Origin of the sequence: Intrasporangium zincisolvens (genome assembly GCF_034724055.1) — a bacterium.
GTDB classification, from domain to species: domain Bacteria; phylum Actinomycetota; class Actinomycetes; order Actinomycetales; family Dermatophilaceae; genus Monashia; species Monashia zincisolvens.
Genome location: NZ_JAWIIL010000007.1, coordinates 22,307 through 37,317, shown reverse-complemented (window position 1 = coordinate 37,317; position 15,011 = coordinate 22,307). Strand labels below are relative to the sequence as shown.

The 15,011-nt window shown below is 73.6% G+C and carries 15 protein-coding genes; 5 read left to right on the top strand and 10 right to left on the bottom strand.

All coding sequences use genetic code 11. From position 1 onward, the window contains the following. The first annotated feature begins 26 nt into the window (after positions 1-26). The 3 genes from RY076_RS17255 (at position 27) to RY076_RS17245 (ending at position 2,732) form a co-directional block, all read left to right on the top strand. Positions 27-1,016: an ornithine cyclodeaminase family protein gene (locus RY076_RS17255; protein WP_323100260.1), complete on the top strand. Its 990-nt coding sequence runs from the start codon at positions 27-29 to the stop codon at positions 1,014-1,016. 295 nt (positions 1,017-1,311) lie between these two features. Next, positions 1,312-2,034, top strand: a complete 723-nt coding sequence (locus RY076_RS17250) for a hypothetical protein (protein WP_323100259.1) — start codon at positions 1,312-1,314, stop codon at positions 2,032-2,034. A gap of 74 nt (positions 2,035-2,108) precedes the next feature. Next, positions 2,109-2,732, top strand: coding sequence for a class F sortase (locus tag RY076_RS17245; RefSeq protein WP_323100257.1), 624 nt, complete (start codon positions 2,109-2,111; stop codon positions 2,730-2,732). Between the two features lie 9 nt (positions 2,733-2,741). On the opposite strand, the gene RY076_RS17240 is transcribed toward RY076_RS17245, so the two are convergent. The 5 genes from RY076_RS17240 to RY076_RS17220 form a co-directional block, all read right to left on the bottom strand. After that, on the bottom strand, positions 2,742-3,398 hold the full coding sequence (locus RY076_RS17240; protein WP_323100255.1) for an SDR family oxidoreductase: 657 nt from the start codon (positions 3,396-3,398) through the stop codon (positions 2,742-2,744). A gap of 351 nt (positions 3,399-3,749) precedes the next feature. Further along, a complete protein-coding gene (locus tag RY076_RS17235; protein WP_323100253.1) occupies positions 3,750-4,526 on the bottom strand; it encodes an SRPBCC family protein in 777 nt (258 codons plus the stop codon). 7 nt (positions 4,527-4,533) lie between these two features. Further along, positions 4,534-5,391, bottom strand: coding sequence for an FAD binding domain-containing protein (locus tag RY076_RS17230; protein ID WP_323100252.1), 858 nt, complete (start codon positions 5,389-5,391; stop codon positions 4,534-4,536). Continuing rightward, on the bottom strand, positions 5,388-7,874 hold the full coding sequence (locus tag RY076_RS17225) for a xanthine dehydrogenase family protein molybdopterin-binding subunit (RefSeq protein WP_323100250.1): 2,487 nt from the start codon (positions 7,872-7,874) through the stop codon (positions 5,388-5,390). Before RY076_RS17225 ends, RY076_RS17230 begins: the two co-directional genes overlap by 4 nt. After that, the gene (locus RY076_RS17220; RefSeq protein WP_323100248.1) at positions 7,871-8,353 is read right to left on the bottom strand and encodes a (2Fe-2S)-binding protein; all 483 of its coding nucleotides are present in this window, start codon (positions 8,351-8,353) and stop codon (positions 7,871-7,873) included. The genes RY076_RS17225 and RY076_RS17220 overlap by 4 nt, the downstream gene beginning before the upstream one ends. 183 nt (positions 8,354-8,536) lie before the next feature. Between RY076_RS17220 and mgrA the strand changes: the two genes are divergently transcribed. Next, positions 8,537-9,580: an L-glyceraldehyde 3-phosphate reductase gene (gene mgrA / locus RY076_RS17215; protein WP_323100246.1), complete on the top strand. Its 1,044-nt coding sequence runs from the start codon at positions 8,537-8,539 to the stop codon at positions 9,578-9,580. A 7-nt stretch (positions 9,581-9,587) separates the two neighbouring features. Here mgrA and RY076_RS17210 read toward each other — a convergent pair whose 3' ends face one another. After that, positions 9,588-10,427 carry a sterol desaturase family protein gene (locus RY076_RS17210; RefSeq protein ID WP_323100244.1) on the bottom strand — a complete coding sequence of 280 codons (840 nt, stop codon included), beginning with the start codon at positions 10,425-10,427 and terminating at the stop codon, positions 9,588-9,590. After that, positions 10,427-11,182, bottom strand: coding sequence for a FadR/GntR family transcriptional regulator (locus RY076_RS17205; protein WP_323100243.1), 756 nt, complete (start codon positions 11,180-11,182; stop codon positions 10,427-10,429). The genes RY076_RS17210 and RY076_RS17205 overlap by 1 nt, the downstream gene beginning before the upstream one ends. Before the next feature lie 84 nt (positions 11,183-11,266). Between RY076_RS17205 and RY076_RS17200 the strand changes: the two genes are divergently transcribed. Continuing rightward, positions 11,267-11,770 carry a PaaI family thioesterase gene (locus tag RY076_RS17200; RefSeq protein WP_323100241.1) on the top strand — a complete coding sequence of 168 codons (504 nt, stop codon included), beginning with the start codon at positions 11,267-11,269 and terminating at the stop codon, positions 11,768-11,770. A 4-nt stretch (positions 11,771-11,774) separates the two neighbouring features. Here RY076_RS17200 and RY076_RS17195 read toward each other — a convergent pair whose 3' ends face one another. From RY076_RS17195 to RY076_RS17185, 3 genes are read right to left on the bottom strand one after another with little or no spacing between them, the layout of a single operon-like run. Continuing rightward, on the bottom strand, positions 11,775-12,956 hold the full coding sequence (locus RY076_RS17195) for an XdhC family protein (RefSeq protein ID WP_323100239.1): 1,182 nt from the start codon (positions 12,954-12,956) through the stop codon (positions 11,775-11,777). Next, positions 12,949-14,082 (bottom strand): vWA domain-containing protein, encoded by a 1,134-nt coding sequence (locus RY076_RS17190; protein ID WP_323100237.1) that lies wholly within the window; start codon positions 14,080-14,082, stop codon positions 12,949-12,951. Before RY076_RS17190 ends, RY076_RS17195 begins: the two co-directional genes overlap by 8 nt. Continuing rightward, on the bottom strand, positions 14,079-14,981 hold the full coding sequence (locus tag RY076_RS17185) for an AAA family ATPase (RefSeq protein ID WP_323100235.1): 903 nt from the start codon (positions 14,979-14,981) through the stop codon (positions 14,079-14,081). Before RY076_RS17185 ends, RY076_RS17190 begins: the two co-directional genes overlap by 4 nt. Between the last annotated feature and the right edge of the window lie 30 nt (positions 14,982-15,011).

Below are 15,011 nucleotides of genomic sequence, written 5' to 3'. Positions count from 1 at the left end.
GCGTGCACCCGGCATACAGTCTGCTCGTGCCCCCTGTGCCGCCGCCCCGCTGGCTCGACGCCGAGCACGTCCGCCGCACCGTGTCGGCCGACCGCGCGCGGCGCCTCGTGCGCCAGCGCCTCGCCGACGGCTTCGACCCCGCGAGCGACCTGCCCCGCCTGGCGCCCACGGCGGGCGACGGCCAGCTCCTCGTCATGCCGGCCACCTCCGCCGGGGCCGCCGGCGTCAAGGTGCTGTCGGTGGCGCCGGGCAACCCCGAGCGCGGGCTCGAACGCATCCAGGCCGTCTACGTGCTCATGGACGCCGCCACCCTGAGCCCGTCGGTGCTGCTCGACGGCACGGCGATCACGGCGCTGCGCACCCCCGCGGTCTCGGCCGTGGCGGCCGACGCGCTCGCCCCCGACGACGTGCACTCGGTCGTCATCGTCGGCAGCGGCCCCCAGGCCGTCGGCCACGCAGAGGCGATCCTCGCCATCCGCGAGCCGGACACGATCACCGTCGTCGGCCGGCGGGCCGAGGCGGCCCGGGCCACGGCCGCCCGCATCTCCGGGATCGCACCCGGCGTACGGACGCTGGGTCTGCACACCGGCGGCTGGGCGGCGGGCGAGCCGACCGACGGCGTCGCCGACGTCGAGGCCGTGGCCGACGCGGTCCGTGGCTCGCAGCTCGTCGTCACCGCCACCAGCGCCCCGACGCCGGTGCTCGAGGACGGGTGGGTGTCCGCGGGCGCGTGCGTCGTCGCGATCGGGTCGCACGAGCCGCATCGCCGCGAGCTGCCCGGGGCCCTGCTCGGACGCTCGCTCGTGGTCGTCGAGGACATCGCGACGGCACGGCGCGAGGCCGGCGACGTCGTCCTGGCCGCCGCGCAGGGGCACCTGCCCTGGGACGCCGTGCACACCCTCGCCGACCTCGTCCTCGGGCGCGTCGAGCGGGCCACCGACCGGCCCAACGTCTTCAAGAGCGTCGGGATGGCGTGGCAGGACCTCGTCGTCGCCGAGCACGCTGCCCGTCACTGAGGCCCGTGACTGGGGCCCGCCACTGGGGCCCGTCGCTGGGGCCCGTCACTGAGGCCCGTTCCCCCACACCGCAATTCGCGCGTGGTCATGGCGTCCGTCACGCGAGGTCGCTCGAACGGCGCAATCCCCTCCCGTCCGGTATGTTCTCCCACGGCCGAGGCGCTGGCGCCTCGCGCACGGTTCACCGACTCCCCTCACGGTCACCGAGTTCCTCTGCGTTACATGACCCTCCACCACTCGCGGCTCGTGACCTGACCCGGCCATGCGCCGCCCCTCCACGGGAGCGCACTGTCTGATGACCCGAACCATCCATGCCGCCACGCCATCGCGCGTCGCCGCCCTGCTCGTCGCCGCCTCGTTCGCCGCGACGGGCGCCTGCGTCCTCGCTGCGGGTTCCGCCGCCGCAACACCCGGAGACCCGCACAAGGTGTGGGTCTGCAAGTACGTCCACCAGCCCGGCGAGGACGAGGTCCTCAAGGGCGGCAAGAACCCGATCCACGTCGACGAGGCGGCCCTGACGAACGACCGCGGCGTCGAGCCGCAGCTCGGAGACTCCTTCTCCGACGGGCAGTTCCGCTCGGTCGTCGTCTCGCTCGACGACGAGGCACCCACCACGGCGTGCCCGGCCGAGGCCGGCGCCACCAGCGGTCGCGCGGCCGCCGGGCAACCGGCCGGGTCAGCCGCGACCGCGACGGCGACGCCCTCGGCCCCGGCGACCTCCGCCGCGCCCGCGACGCCCACCCCGACGGTCGACGCTGCAGGCACCGTCGCGGGCTCCCCGGAGGCGCCGGTCGCGCTCGACGGAGCGGCGGTCGCCGACCCCCAGGCGACCGTCGCGCTCGAGGCGGTCCCGGCGCTCGGTGACGCTGCGCCGCACACCGGTGGCATGGGCGAGGTCACCGAGGAGTCGCGCACCGCTGACGTGCTCGTCGGCGTGGGCCTCATCGCCGCCGCCGGGGCGCTCGCCGGGGCCGAGGTCGCGCGTCGCCGTCGCCGTCGCACCGCCGAGGTCGACTGATCGCCGGCAGGCACCGCCCGAGGCCCGCGCGCTCCGGCGCGCGGGCCTCGCGGGCAGTCCTTCCGCTGCTCGCGGTGGCCCTCGTCTGCGCAGGCGGTTGGGTGCTCGTGGACCGGCCCCTCGCGCAGGCCGGCGCGGCCGCCCACGAGGCGCAGGCGCGGCCGCGGCCGCCGGTGCCGAGCGCCCACGGGGCCGCGTGCACGGCCGGGCCGCCCCGGCGCGTCGTGTACCCCGCCCTCGGCGTCGACGCGGCCGTCGAGCGGATCGGTCTCGACACCGAGCACCCGCCGGACGCGCAGGGGCGCCGCCGCCTCGGCAACCCCGCGGACACGAGCCGGGTCGGCTGGTTCGCCGACGGACCGCGCCCGGGCGACGGCGAGGGCACGGTGCTGCTCGACGGCCACACCTACCGCGACGGCTCGGCCGTGTTCGGCGAGGACTTCGCGACGCGCGCCCGCGCCGGGCAGGTCGTGCAGACCGTCCAGCCCGACGGGTCGGTGTGCGCCTACCGCGTCGCACGGGTGTGGGCTGCCGTCGACTCCGCGCGGGACTACCCGCGGATCATCGGCTCCGAGCACCTCTACGACCGGCACGGCCCCGAGCGTCTCTTCCTCGCCACGTGCGGCGGCAGCTGGAACGCCGCGACGCGCAACTACGAGGACATCAGCGTCCTCGTCGCGGTGCCGGTCGGGCGCTGAGTCGCGCCCTCACCCCTGGGCGGCGACGACCTCGTCGACCGGCGTCGGGCCGCCGTTGAAGGCGATGACCCGCCGCGCCGTGGTGTCCGGGTGGTCGACGACGGAGGCGATGACACGGCCGACGTCGGCGCGCGGTACGGAGCCGGGGCGGGCGTCGGGGCCGGCCTCGACGCGTCCGGTGGCCGGGTCGTCGGTGAGACGGCTCGGACGCAGGATCGTCCAGTCGAGGTCGGACGCGGCCAGGTGCGCGTCGGCCGCCGTCTTGGCGTCGGCATAGGCGAAGAACGGGTCACCCTCGGGCACCCCGTGCCCGGGACCGGCGCCGAAGTAGGACACCATGACGAACCGCCGGACGCCCGCCGGGACGGACGCGTCGACGGCCCGGGCCGCGGCGTCGCGGTCGACAGCGTAGGTGCGCGCCGGGTTGCCGCCGCCGGCGCCCGCCGACCAGACGACCACGTCCTGCCCGGCGAGGACGTCGCGCAGGCCGTCGGTGTCGAGCGTCTCGACGTCGGCGACGAGCGGCGTCGCACCGGAGGCCTCGACGTCGGCGGCGTGGGCCGGGTTGCGGATGACTCCGGTGACCTCGTGGCCGGCCTCACGCAGCAGGGGCGCCGCGAGCAGGGCGACCTTCCCGTGGGCTCCGATGACGACGACGCGTGCCATGTGTGCTCTCCTTCGTCCGGTCCGGCCCGGTCTCGTGGACCCGGTCGGTCCGGTTCGTTTCCGTTCGGGCTGTCCTCGTCGGCAACGTCCGGCACGCCCGTCTCTCTTCCCCGGTGTCGCCCGGCTGTTGCGCCGACGACGACTTCTCGCAACCCGGCCCCACGGCGCCGGCGATCGGTCGACGATGGCAGGACGTGGTCGTCCGCTGCGCACGTTGAGGGGCCTGCGCTGGACGGCAGCCGGCCCCGGTCGAAACTTCCCGGGAGACGGCAGAGGGCCCATCCACCGGATGCGGATGGGCCCTCTCGCCGGCCCGCCCACGGTTCGGGGCGGTCGGCCGTGGTCGTCGCGTCAGCCTCCGCGGCGACGACCGAGCAACCAGCCCAGGACGAGCCCGACGAGGGCCGCCCCGGCGTAGGGCGCGTAGCGCTGCACGAGCACCGGAAGGACCGCCGTGCCAAGGTCGAGCGCGTCGTCCTCGGGCGGAGCCACCGACGCCGGACGCGTCGGGCGGGGTGCCGCTGCCGGCGCCGTCGCGTCCTTGGTCGGCGCGCCGGGCGCGGCGACGGGCGTCGCCCCTGCCGCTGCGCCGGCCTCCGCGGTGGGTGCGCCGGCACCGCCCGGCTCGGTGGCTGCGGGCTCGGAACCGGCAGGCTCGGGAGCGGGTTCCCCTGCGCCCGCGACGGATTCGCCGAGCTGCTTCTCGATGCACGCGACGAAGGCCTGGAGCAGCTTGTCCGAGACGTCCTGCATGACGCCGCGGCCGAACTGCGCCGGCTTCCCCGTGACGGCGAGGTCGGTCGTCACGTCGGCCCGGGTGCCGTCGCCGTCGGGCGCGAGCCCGATCGTGACGGTCGCGCCGGCGGTGCCGTTGCCCCGCTTGTCCTTGCCCTTGGCGGCGATGACGGCCCGGTGCGCGGCGTCGTCACGCTCGACGAACGAGCCCGACCCGGCGTAGACGAGCGCGATCGGGCCGAGCTTGACCTTGACCGTGCCGGAGAAGCCGTCTGCGGTCACCTCCGTCACGGTCGCCCCCGGGAAGCAGCCGCCGACGCGCTCGAGGTCCATGAACAGGGCCCACGCATCGTCGACCGAGGTCGGCACGGTGAAGGAGTGCGTCAGCTCCATCCGGCGATCACGCTCCCGCCGCGGCGAGGACCGCGCGCCGCGTCAGCACCGTGGCGAGGTGTCGGCGGTAGTCGGCGTCGCCGTTGAGGTCGGAGGGCGGGTTGGTGCCTTCGGCCACGGAGGCGACGGCCGCGCGGACCGCCTCGTCAGTGGCCTGCTTGCCGACCAGCGCCTCCTCGACTGCCTTGGCGCGCAAGGGCGTCGAGCCCATGTTCGTCAGGCCGACGCGGGCCTCAGCGATCGATCCGCCGTCGGTGCGCACCGCCGCCGCGACCCCGACGATCGACCACTGGTGGCTGACCCGCACGAACTTCTCGTAGTGCGCGCCCCACCCGGTGTGCTTCGGGATGCGGATCTGCGTCAGCAGCTCGCCCTCGCCGACCGCGGTCGTGAAGAGGTCCTCGAAGAAGTCGTCGGCCGCGACGGTGCGGGTGGCCCCGCCGGCCCCGGCGATGACGAGCTGGGCCCCGAGCGCGAGCGCCGGCGCCCCGACGTCGCCCGCCGGGTCGGCGTGCACGAGGGCGCCGCCGACCGTGCCGCGGTGGCGGACCTGCGGGTCGGCCACCGTGGCGATGGCCTTGGACAGCAGGGACGCGTGCGTCGACACCAGGTCGGACGCGAGCACCTCGGCGTACGGCGTCATGGCACCGATGACGACGTGGTCGCCGTCCTCGGAGACGCCGCGCAGCTCGGCGATGCGGCCGAGGTCGACGATGACGCCGGGGGCGTTGAGCCGCATCCGCAGGATCGGCAGCAGCGACTGGCCACCGGCGAGGACCTTCGCCTCATCGCCGTGCTCGGCGAGTGCCGCGATGGCATCGGCGACGGATTCCGGCGCCACATAGTCGAACTCGGCGGGGATCACTGTCCGCTCCCTTCACCGAGGCCGGCTGCCGGGTCGGCGTTCGGCGCTCCCTCGTCGAAGTGTGGCTGCGCGCCGCGCTCGCCCTCGGTCGTGACGGGCGCCCCCGCCTGGATGGCCTTCCAGACGCGCTCGGGGGTGCACGGCATGACGATGTCGTCGACGCCGAGGTGGCGCACCGCGTCGATGATCGCGTTGACGACGGCCGGCGTCGAGGCGATCGCGCCGGCCTCGCCGACGCCCTTGGTGCCGAGCTTGGTGTAGGTCGACGGCGACGTCGTGTGGTCGGTGACGAAGCTGATCGTGTCGGCCGACGTGGGCAGCGTGTAGTCGACGAAGGAGCCCGTGACGAGGGTGCCCTGGTCGTCGTACTCGGCGCCCTCCCAGAGGGCCTGCGCGATGCCCTGGACGAGGCCGCCGTGCACCTGCCCCTCGACGATGAGCGGGTTGATGATGGTGCCGATGTCGTCGACGCAGACGTACTTGCGCATCGTCGTGGCCCCGGTCTCGGTGTCGACCTCCATCGCGCACAGGTGGGTGCCGTGCGGGAACGAGAAGTTCTCGGGGTCGAAGGTCGCGTCGGCGTCGATGCTCGGCTCGACGCCGTCGGGCAGGTTGTGCCCGGTCCACGACGCGAGCGCGACGTCGGCCATCCCGACGCCCTTGTCGGTGCCCTTGACCCCGAACCGTCCGCCGGTGAACTCGATGTCGTCGACGCTCGCCTCGAGCAGGTGCGCCGCGATGGGCTTGGCCTTCTCGATGACCTTGTCGGCGGCCCGGACGACGGCCTCGGCCCCGACGACGAGCGAGCGCGAGCCGTAGGTGTCCATGCCCTTGGGGGCGCTCTGGGTGTCGCCGTGGAGCACTTCGACGTCCTCGAACGGGACGCCGAGCCGGTCGGCGACGATCTGGCTCCACGCCGTCTCGTGGCCCTGGCCGTGCGGCGACGTGCCGGTGACGACCTCGACCTTGCCGGTGGCGAGCATCCGGATGCTCGCCGACTCCCAGCCGCCGGCGCCGTAGTTGAGGGCGCCGAGGATGCGCGAGGGTGCCAGGCCGCACATCTCGGTGAACGTCGAGATGCCGATGCCGAGCTGCAGCGGGTCGTTCGACTCGCGGCGGCGCTGCTGCTCGGCACGCAGACCGTCGTAGTCGAACAGCTCCTTGGCCTTGGCCGTTGCGGCCTCGTAGTTGCCGGAGTCGTAGGTCATGCCCGCCACGGTCGTGAACGGGAACTCGTCGTGCGTGATCCAGTTCTTCTCACGGATCGCGAGCGGGTCCACCCCGACCTCGACGGCGAGCTCGTCCATGAGCCGCTCGATCGCGAACGTCGCCTCGGGGCGCCCGGCCCCGCGGTACGCGTCGACCCACGTCTTGTTCGTCAGCAGGGTGCGGACGGAGAAGTGGTAGGCGGCGAACTTGTAGATCGAGTTGAACATCCAGGCGCCGAGCACCGGCACGCCGCCGCCGACGACGCCGACGTACGCGCCGAGGTCGGCGAGCAGCTCGACCTTGAGCCCGGTGACCGTGCCGTCCTTCTCGGCGGCGAGGGTCAGCTTCTGCCACTGGTCGCGGCCGTGGTGGCCCGACAGGAGCGACTCGGAGCGGGTCTCGGTGTACTTGCACGGCTTGCCGACGAGCCGCGCCACGGCGATGGTGGCGAACTCCTCGGGCGTCGTCTGCAGCTTGCCCCCGAACCCGCCGCCGACGTCGGGCGCGATGATGCGCACCTTCGACTCGGGGATGCCGGTGGTGGCCGCGACGAGGAACCGCAGCACGTGCGGCACCTGCGAGCTGGTCCACACCGTCATCTGCTCGCCGGTCGGGTCGCACACCGTCGAGCGGGGCTCCATGAAGGCGGGGATGAGCCGCTGCTGGCGGTACTCGCGCTCCAGGACGATGCCACCCTCGCGGGCCTTGGCGATCTCGTCCTCGACGTCGGTCCCCGAGCCCTGGGCCGCCGAGTCGAGCGTCCAGACGGCGCTCGTGTTCGTGCCGAGGTCGGGGTGGGCCAGCACGGCGTCGGTGGCGGCCTCCTTGAGGTCGAGGACCGCGGGCAGCTCGTCGTAGTCGACGTCCACGAGCTCGACGGCGTCACGGGCGGCGGCCGCGGTGCGCGCGACGACGACGGCGACGATCTCGCCGGCGCACGCGACGTGCTCGACGACGATCGGCAGGTGCTCGGGCGTCTTCTGCTCGGCGTTGAGCGGCCACGCCGTCGCGACGAGGCCCTGCTTGCCCGCGACGTCGGCGCCGGTGACGACGGCGATGACGCCCGGAGCGGCCTTGGCCGCGGCCGTGTCGATGGAGGTGATCCGGGCGTGCGCGAACGGGCTGCGCACCATCGCGAGGTGCAGCATGCCCGGCAGCTGGATGTTGTCGGTCCAGCGGGTGCGGCCGGTGATGAGGCGCTGGTCCTCCTTGCGGCGTCGGGCCCTGCCGATCTCGCCGCCGGCCTCGGCGGGCCGGTCCTCGGTGACGGTCATGACGTCACCGCCTGCGAGCTGAGGTCCTTGGCCGCCTGCTGCACGGCCTTGACGATGTTGTGGTAGCCGGTGCACCGGCAGAGGTTGCCCTCGAGGCCCTCGCGGATCTGTTCCTCGCTCGGGTCCGGGTTCTCCTTCAGCACGTCGCAGGCCTGCATGATCATGCCCGGCGTGCAGTAGCCGCACTGGAGTGCGTGGCACTCGTGGAAGGCCTTCTGGACGGGGTGGAGCTCGCCGTCGGTGGCGAGGCCCTCGATCGTGGTGACCTCGTGTCCGTCCGCCTGGACGGCGAGGACGTTGCACGACTTGACGCTCGTGCCGTCGAGGTGGACGGTGCACGCACCGCAGTTGCTCGTGTCGCACCCGACGACGGTCCCGGTCTTGCCGAGCGTCTCGCGCAGGTACTGGACCAGCAAGGTCCTGGGCTCGACGTCGTCGGAGTAGCTGACCCCGTCGACGTTCACGGTGATTCGGGTCATTCGATGTGTCCTCCTGCCGCGCTGCAGTTGACTTCCCCACGGTGAGTCTTTGTCAGAAGTGGCCTGCGCACAAGAGTTTCTGCGGATGAGGCGGCCGCGACCCGAGCTCCTCGACCCGTTCTGCTCTCCGACCTGCGCGACCCGCACTCGTCGGCGGCGCCCGCTCCCGGCAGACTGTCGGGCATGACGCTCCACGCCGACGACTACCAGGCGCTCCGCTCGCGCTACGACTCGATGACCTACCGCCGGACCGGTCGCTCCGGCCTCGACCTGCCGGCCGTGTCCCTCGGCCTGTGGCACAACTTCGGTGACGACGTGCCGCTCGACAACCAGCGCGCGACGCTGCGTCGGGCCTTCGACCTCGGCGTCACGCACTTCGACCTCGCGAACAACTACGGCCCGCCCTACGGCAGCGCCGAACGCAACTTCGGCACGATCTTCGCCCAGGACTTCACGCGCTACCGCGACGAGCTGATCATCAGCAGCAAGGCCGGCTACGACATGTGGCCGGGCCCGTACGGCCAGGGCGGCGGCAGCCGCAAGTACGTCCTCGCCTCGCTCGACCAGTCGCTGCAGCGGATGGGCCTCGACTACGTCGACGTCTTCTACAGCCACCGCTTCGACGACACGACGCCGCTCGAGGAGACGATGGGCGCGCTCGACACCGCGGTCCGCTCGGGCAAGGCGCTCTACGTCGGCATCTCGAGCTACTCGGGCCCGCGGACCAAGGAGGCCGTCGAGATCCTCCGCTCGATGGGCACGCCGCTGCTCATCCACCAGCCGAGCTACTCGATGCTCAACCGCTGGGTCGAGGAGGACCTGCTCGACGTCCTCGGCGAGGAGGGTGTCGGCTGCATCGCGTTCAGCCCGCTCGCCCAGGGCATGCTCACCGACAAGTACCTCAAGGGCGTGCCCGCGGGTTCGCGCGCCTCCCAGGGCAAGTCGCTCTCGCCGAAGCTGCTGAGCGAGCAGAACCTCAAGCACATCCGGGCCCTGAACCGTATGGCCAAGGCGCGCGGCCAGTCCCTCGCTCAGATGGCGCTCGCGTGGATCCTGCGCGACGAGCGCGTCACGTCGGTGCTCATCGGCGCGTCGTCGGTCGGCCAGCTGGAGAACAGCCTCGGCTGCCTCGACAACCTCGCCTTCTCCGACGAGGAGCTGGCCAAGATCGACAAGCACGCCGTCGAGGGCGGCATCAACCTCTGGAAGCGCTCCAGCGCCCACTGACCCCCGGTCAGCCCAGGCTGGCACCTCCGGGGTGCCAGCCGGGGCCGCGCAGCAGGTACCCGACGCGGTCGCGCCACGACGCCGCGGCGCGCACGTCGCCCCAGATCGACGCGTACTCGTGCGTCGCGACGACGAGCGGGTTGTACGTGCGCAGCTGGGTCGTCAGGCCGTAGACGACGCGGTCGCCCTCGGGCTCGAAGGAGCGGAACAGCCGGTCCCAGACGATGAGGATGCCGCCGTAGTTGCGGTCGAGGTAGGCGTTGTTCGTGCCGTGGTGGACGCGGTGGTGCGAGGGCGTGTTCATGACCAGCTCCACCGGGCGCCAGAGGGTTCCGACGCGCTCGGTGTGCAGGAAGAACTGGTAGAGCAGCGAGATCGACTGCTGGAGGAAGATCGCCCACGGCGGCACGCCGAGCAGGGCCAACGGCGCCCAGAACGGCACCCCGCCGAACGGCGTCCACGTCTGGCGCAGCGCGGTCGAGAGGTTGTAGCGCTGGCTCGAGTGGTGCACGACGTGGCTGGCCCAGAGGATCCGCACCTCGTGGTGGGCGCGGTGGTACCAGTAGTAGGCGAGGTCCTCGGCGAGGAAGATGACGATCCACGTCCACCACAGCGCGGTGTCGAGGCGCAGCGGGCTCAGCTCGTAGAGGGCGGCGTAGACGACGAGCTGGACCGCCTTGTAGAGCACGCCGACGCCGACGCTGCCCAGCCCCATCGCGAGGCTCGTGAAGGTGTCGCGCACCTCGTAGCCGACCTCGTCGTCGTCCGGCGCGAACCACAGTGAGGCGACCTCGACGACGATGAAGAGGACGAAGAACGGGACCGCTGCGAGGATGAGGTCGACCATCACGCCCCCTTGGCGCCGGTGTCGGTCCCGGGCCCGGTTCCGGTGAGGCCGCCGCTCGCGTCGAGCACGGCCCACACGTCGAGCGCCTGGCACAGGATGGCGTCGGCCAGCCGGGCGGCCTCCTCGGCCTCGCCCGCCGCGACGGCTGCGGCGAGCGGGCCGTGCGGGAGCAGGTCGGCGCGGTCGGCGGCGAGCAGTGCGTCCATCGCCTCGGGACGGGCGTCGATGGCGTGGAGCAGGGAGTTGAGCGCGAGGCGGAACGCCAGGTTGCCCGACGCCTCGACGACCTCGAGCCAGAAGGCGCGGTCGGCGTCGGGGTCGGTCGTGTCGTCGTAGGCGGCTGCCGCGGCGACGACGCGCTCGCGCGCCTCCGGGGTGGCCCGCTCGGCGGCGAGCCGGGCGGCGTCGACACCGATGCACCGACGCATCTCGAGGCCGTCGCGCAGGACCACCGGGTCGAGCGCGTCGGCCGACCTGGCCAGGTGGGCGAGCAGGTCGAGGCCGGCGCTGCTGCGCACGTCGAGCACGCGGGTGCCGCCGCCGTGGACGACGCGGACGAAGCCGGCGGCCTGGAGGCGCTGGAGGGCCTCGCGCACGGCGTGCCGGTTGACGGCGAACGAGGCGGCGAGCTCGCGCTCGGGCGGGAGGGAGTCGCCGGGGACGAAGCGACGCGTCAGGACGGCGTCGCGCAGCTCGGCGAAGACCTCGTCGGAGACCGAGCGCCGGGCGACCGGTGTGAATCCACGCTGAATCATGCGGGCCAGCCTGCCCGACCATTGGTCCACTCATCAAGAGGTTGGACCAATTATGTGACCAAGGCCGCCCGATAGGTTGGCGCCGTGCCCGACACCGACGTCAGCGACCCCAGCGCTCCCAGCGCCCTGAGCATCCAGGAGCGGCTCTACCCCGACCTCCCGTGCTTCGGGTGCGGCCAGGCCAACGAGCGCGGCCTGCGCCTGCGCAGCTACCCGCTCGGCGACACCGCCCCGGACGGGGTCACCGCGTCGTTCACGCCGTGGCCCGAGCACGACAACGGGCTCGGCTACCTCAACGGCGGCATCATCGGCACGGTCCTCGACTGCCACAGCGCCGCCGCTGTCATGCTCGAGGCCGAGCGCGGCGGCTGGCCGCCGCTGCCCGGCGCGGACCTGTCCTATGTGACGGCCGGGCTCGACGTGCGCTACCTGCGCCCGGCCCCTCTGCACGACGAGGTCGAGCTGTTCGCCACCGTCGTCGATGCGTCCGAGCCGCAGATGACCGTCGAGGTGCAGCTCCGGTTCGACGGCAAGGTGCGCGCGCAGGCGACCGCCCTGTGGAAGCGCTGGCGCCCCCGCCCCTCCTGACGCGTCAGGGCGTCGGCGTCAGGGCGTCGGGCTCGGTGTCGTGTGCCGGATGGTGGTGGTGGATCGGGCCGGCGAGGCCGCCGAGGCGTTCACCACCGCCGCCCCAGCGCAGGGCGATGATCTCGGCGGCGATCGACACCGCCGTCTCCTCGGGCGTGCGCGCCCCGAGGTCGAGGCCGATCGGTGAGCTCATCCGGGCCAGCTCATCCTCGGTGAGGCCGGCCTCGCGCAGCCGCGCCAGCCGGTCCTCGTGGGTGCGCCGCGAGCCCATCGCCCCGATGTAGGCGACCTCGGGCAGGCGCAGGGCCACCTCGAGCAAAGGCACGTCGAACTTCGGGTCGTGGGTCAGCACGGCGATGACGGTGCGGGAGTCGACGCGTCCGGCTTCGACCTCCGCCGTGAGGTAGTCGTGCGGCCACGTGACGACGACCTCGTCGGCGCCGGGAAAGCGCGAGGCGGTCGCGAACACGGGACGCGCGTCGCAGACGGTGACGCGGTAGCCGAGGAACCCGCCGACCCGGGCCACGGCGGCGGCGAAGTCGATGGCGCCGAAGACGAGCATCCGCGGCTTCGGCGCGTGCGCGGCGACGAAGACCCGCAGGCCCTCGCCCCGACGCTCCCCGTCGGGGCCGTAGGTCAGCGTGCCCGTCGTGCCCTGGGCGAGCATGCCGCGCGCGTCGTCGCGGACGGCGTCGTCGGCGCGCGCGCTGCCGAGCGTGGACGCGGCCACGTCCTCCTCGTCGCCCTCCTCAGGACGCACGACGAGGCGGCGCCCGACCCACGACGGGTCGGGGTGGGCGATGACGGTGGCGACGGCGACGGGGCGGCCGGCGTCGATGTCCGCGGCGACCTCGCCGAGCTCGGGGAAGGTGTCGCGCGAGACCTTCTCGACGAAGACGTCGAGGATGCCGCCGCACGTCAGGCCGACGGCGAACGCGTCGTCGTCGCTGACGCCGTAGCGCTGGAGCACGGGCGCGCCGGAGGCGACGACCTCCTGGCCGAGCTCGTACACCGCGCCCTCGACGCAGCCGCCCGACACCGAGCCGACGGCCTCGCCACCGGGGCCCACGAGCATCGACGCGCCCGCCTGGCGGGGGGCGGAGCGCCACGTGCCGACGACGGTGCCGACCCCGACGGTCTCGCCGGCCGACCACCAACGCATCAGGTCCGAGAGCACCTCACGCACGGGCCACCACCTCGATCAGCTCCTCGAACGCGGCGAGCGAGTGACCCGCCACGAAGTCGTCAACGTACGGCAGCGCGGCCACGATTCCCTGCTGCACCGGCTCGTAGCCCACCTTGCCGCGGTGCGGGTTGGCCCACACGACCCGGTGGGCGAGCCCGGCGAGGCGACGCATCTGCTCGCCGAGCACCTCGGGCCCGTCGCGCTCCCAGCCGTCGCTGAACACCACGACGACGGCGCCGCGCGCCATCCCGCGGCGGCCCCAGCGGTCGAGGAAGGCGCCGATGGAGTCGCCGAGCCGGGTGCCGCCGGACCAGTCGGGCACGACGCGCCCGGCGGCGGCGAGCGCCCGGTCGGGGTCGCGCTCGTGCAGCGCCCGCGTCACGTGGGTCAGGCGCGTGCCCATGGTGAAGACCTCGACGTGGTCACAGTGCCGGACGTAGGCGTGCGCTAGACGCAGCAGGCTGTCCGCGTACGGGCTCATCGAGCCGGAGACGTCGACGAGGAAGACGACGCGTCGTGCGCGGACTCCCTTGCGCCGGTATCGAATTCGCCCCGGTTCACCCATCCGGCGCAGCTGCTCGCGCAGCGTCGCGGGGCCGTCGACCGCGCCGGAGCGGGACCGCACGTGCCGTCGGGCCCGTCGCCGAGGCGACCGCGGGTCGAGGGAGGCGAAGAGGCGGGCGGCGGCGGCGCGCTCGGCGGCGCTCAGCGCGGCGAGGTCGCGGTGCCGGAGCACCTCGGTGGCGCTGGCGCGGGCCTCGATGGTGTCGCCGGCCGACGCGTCCTCCCCCTCGGCCTCGCCACCGAGCGGGGCCTGGCGCACCGGCGGCCGTACGAGGTCGACGCGTGAGCCGCGGCGGACCTCCTCGGTGCCGAACCAGCGCTCGAACACCTCGTCGTAGACCGGGAAGTCGGCCGGGACCGAGGTGAGGGTGGCACGGCCGGCCCAGTAGACGCCCGACCGCTCCCCGACGCCGACCGTGGCGGCCGCGACGAGGAAGGTGCGCTCGCGGTCGGCCGTGACCGACAGGCCGGCAGCGCGCAGGGCGCGGGCGAAGCCGAGCAGCCACGCCTCCGGCGGCGCCTCGGTGGGCACCCCGGTCGGCAGGTCGGGCGCCAGGGTCATGCCGTGAGCAGCTTGTCCAGGGCGGCGCGGACGCGCTCGGAGTCCTCGCGGTACTTCAGGGCGGCGCCCAAAGTGGCGGCGGCGACCTCGGTGTCGAGACGCGTCGCGCCGACGGCCTCGAGGGCCCGCGCCCAGTCGAGGGTCTCGGCGACGCCCGGCGGCTTGATGAGCTCGCCGGTGGAGCGCAGCCGCTGGACCGCCGTGACGACCTGCTCGGCCAGCGCCTCGGGCACCTCGGGCAACCGCGACCTGACGATCTCGAGCTCGCGGGCCAGGCCGGGGTGGTCGATCCAGTGGTAGAGGCAGCGACGCTTGAGGGCGTCGTGCAGCTCGCGGGTGCGGTTCGAGGTGAGCACGACGAGCGGCGGGATGGCGGCGCTGATCGTGCCGAGCTCGGGGATCGTGACCTGCCACGTCGACAGCACCTCGAGCAGGAACGCCTCGAACTCGTCGTCCGCGCGGTCGATCTCGTCGACGAGCAGCACGCACGGCGCGGCGCGTAGGGCCTCGAGGACGGGCCGCGCGAGGAGGAACCGCTCGTCGAAGAGCTCCTCCTCGAGGGCGCGCGCGTCACGGTCGGCGCCGGCCCCACCGATCTCACCGGCCACGGCCTCGACGGCCCGCAGGTGCAGGATCTGCCGCGGGAAGTCCCAGTCATAGAGGGCCTGCGTGGCATCGATCCCCTCGTAGCACTGCAGCCGGATCAGACGCAGGTCGAGAGCCTCGGCGAGCGCCTCGGCCAGGGCCGTCTTGCCGGTGCCCGGCTCGCCCTCGAGCAGGACCGGGCGCGAGAGGCGGCTGGCGAGGAAGGTGATGGTGGAGAGCGCCTCGTCGGCGAGGTAGCCGGTGCGCGCGAGGGCCGACGTGACGTCGGCGGGGCTGGTGAAGGCGGTCTCCATGCCCCGAGCATCACGCATGACGGGCCGTCG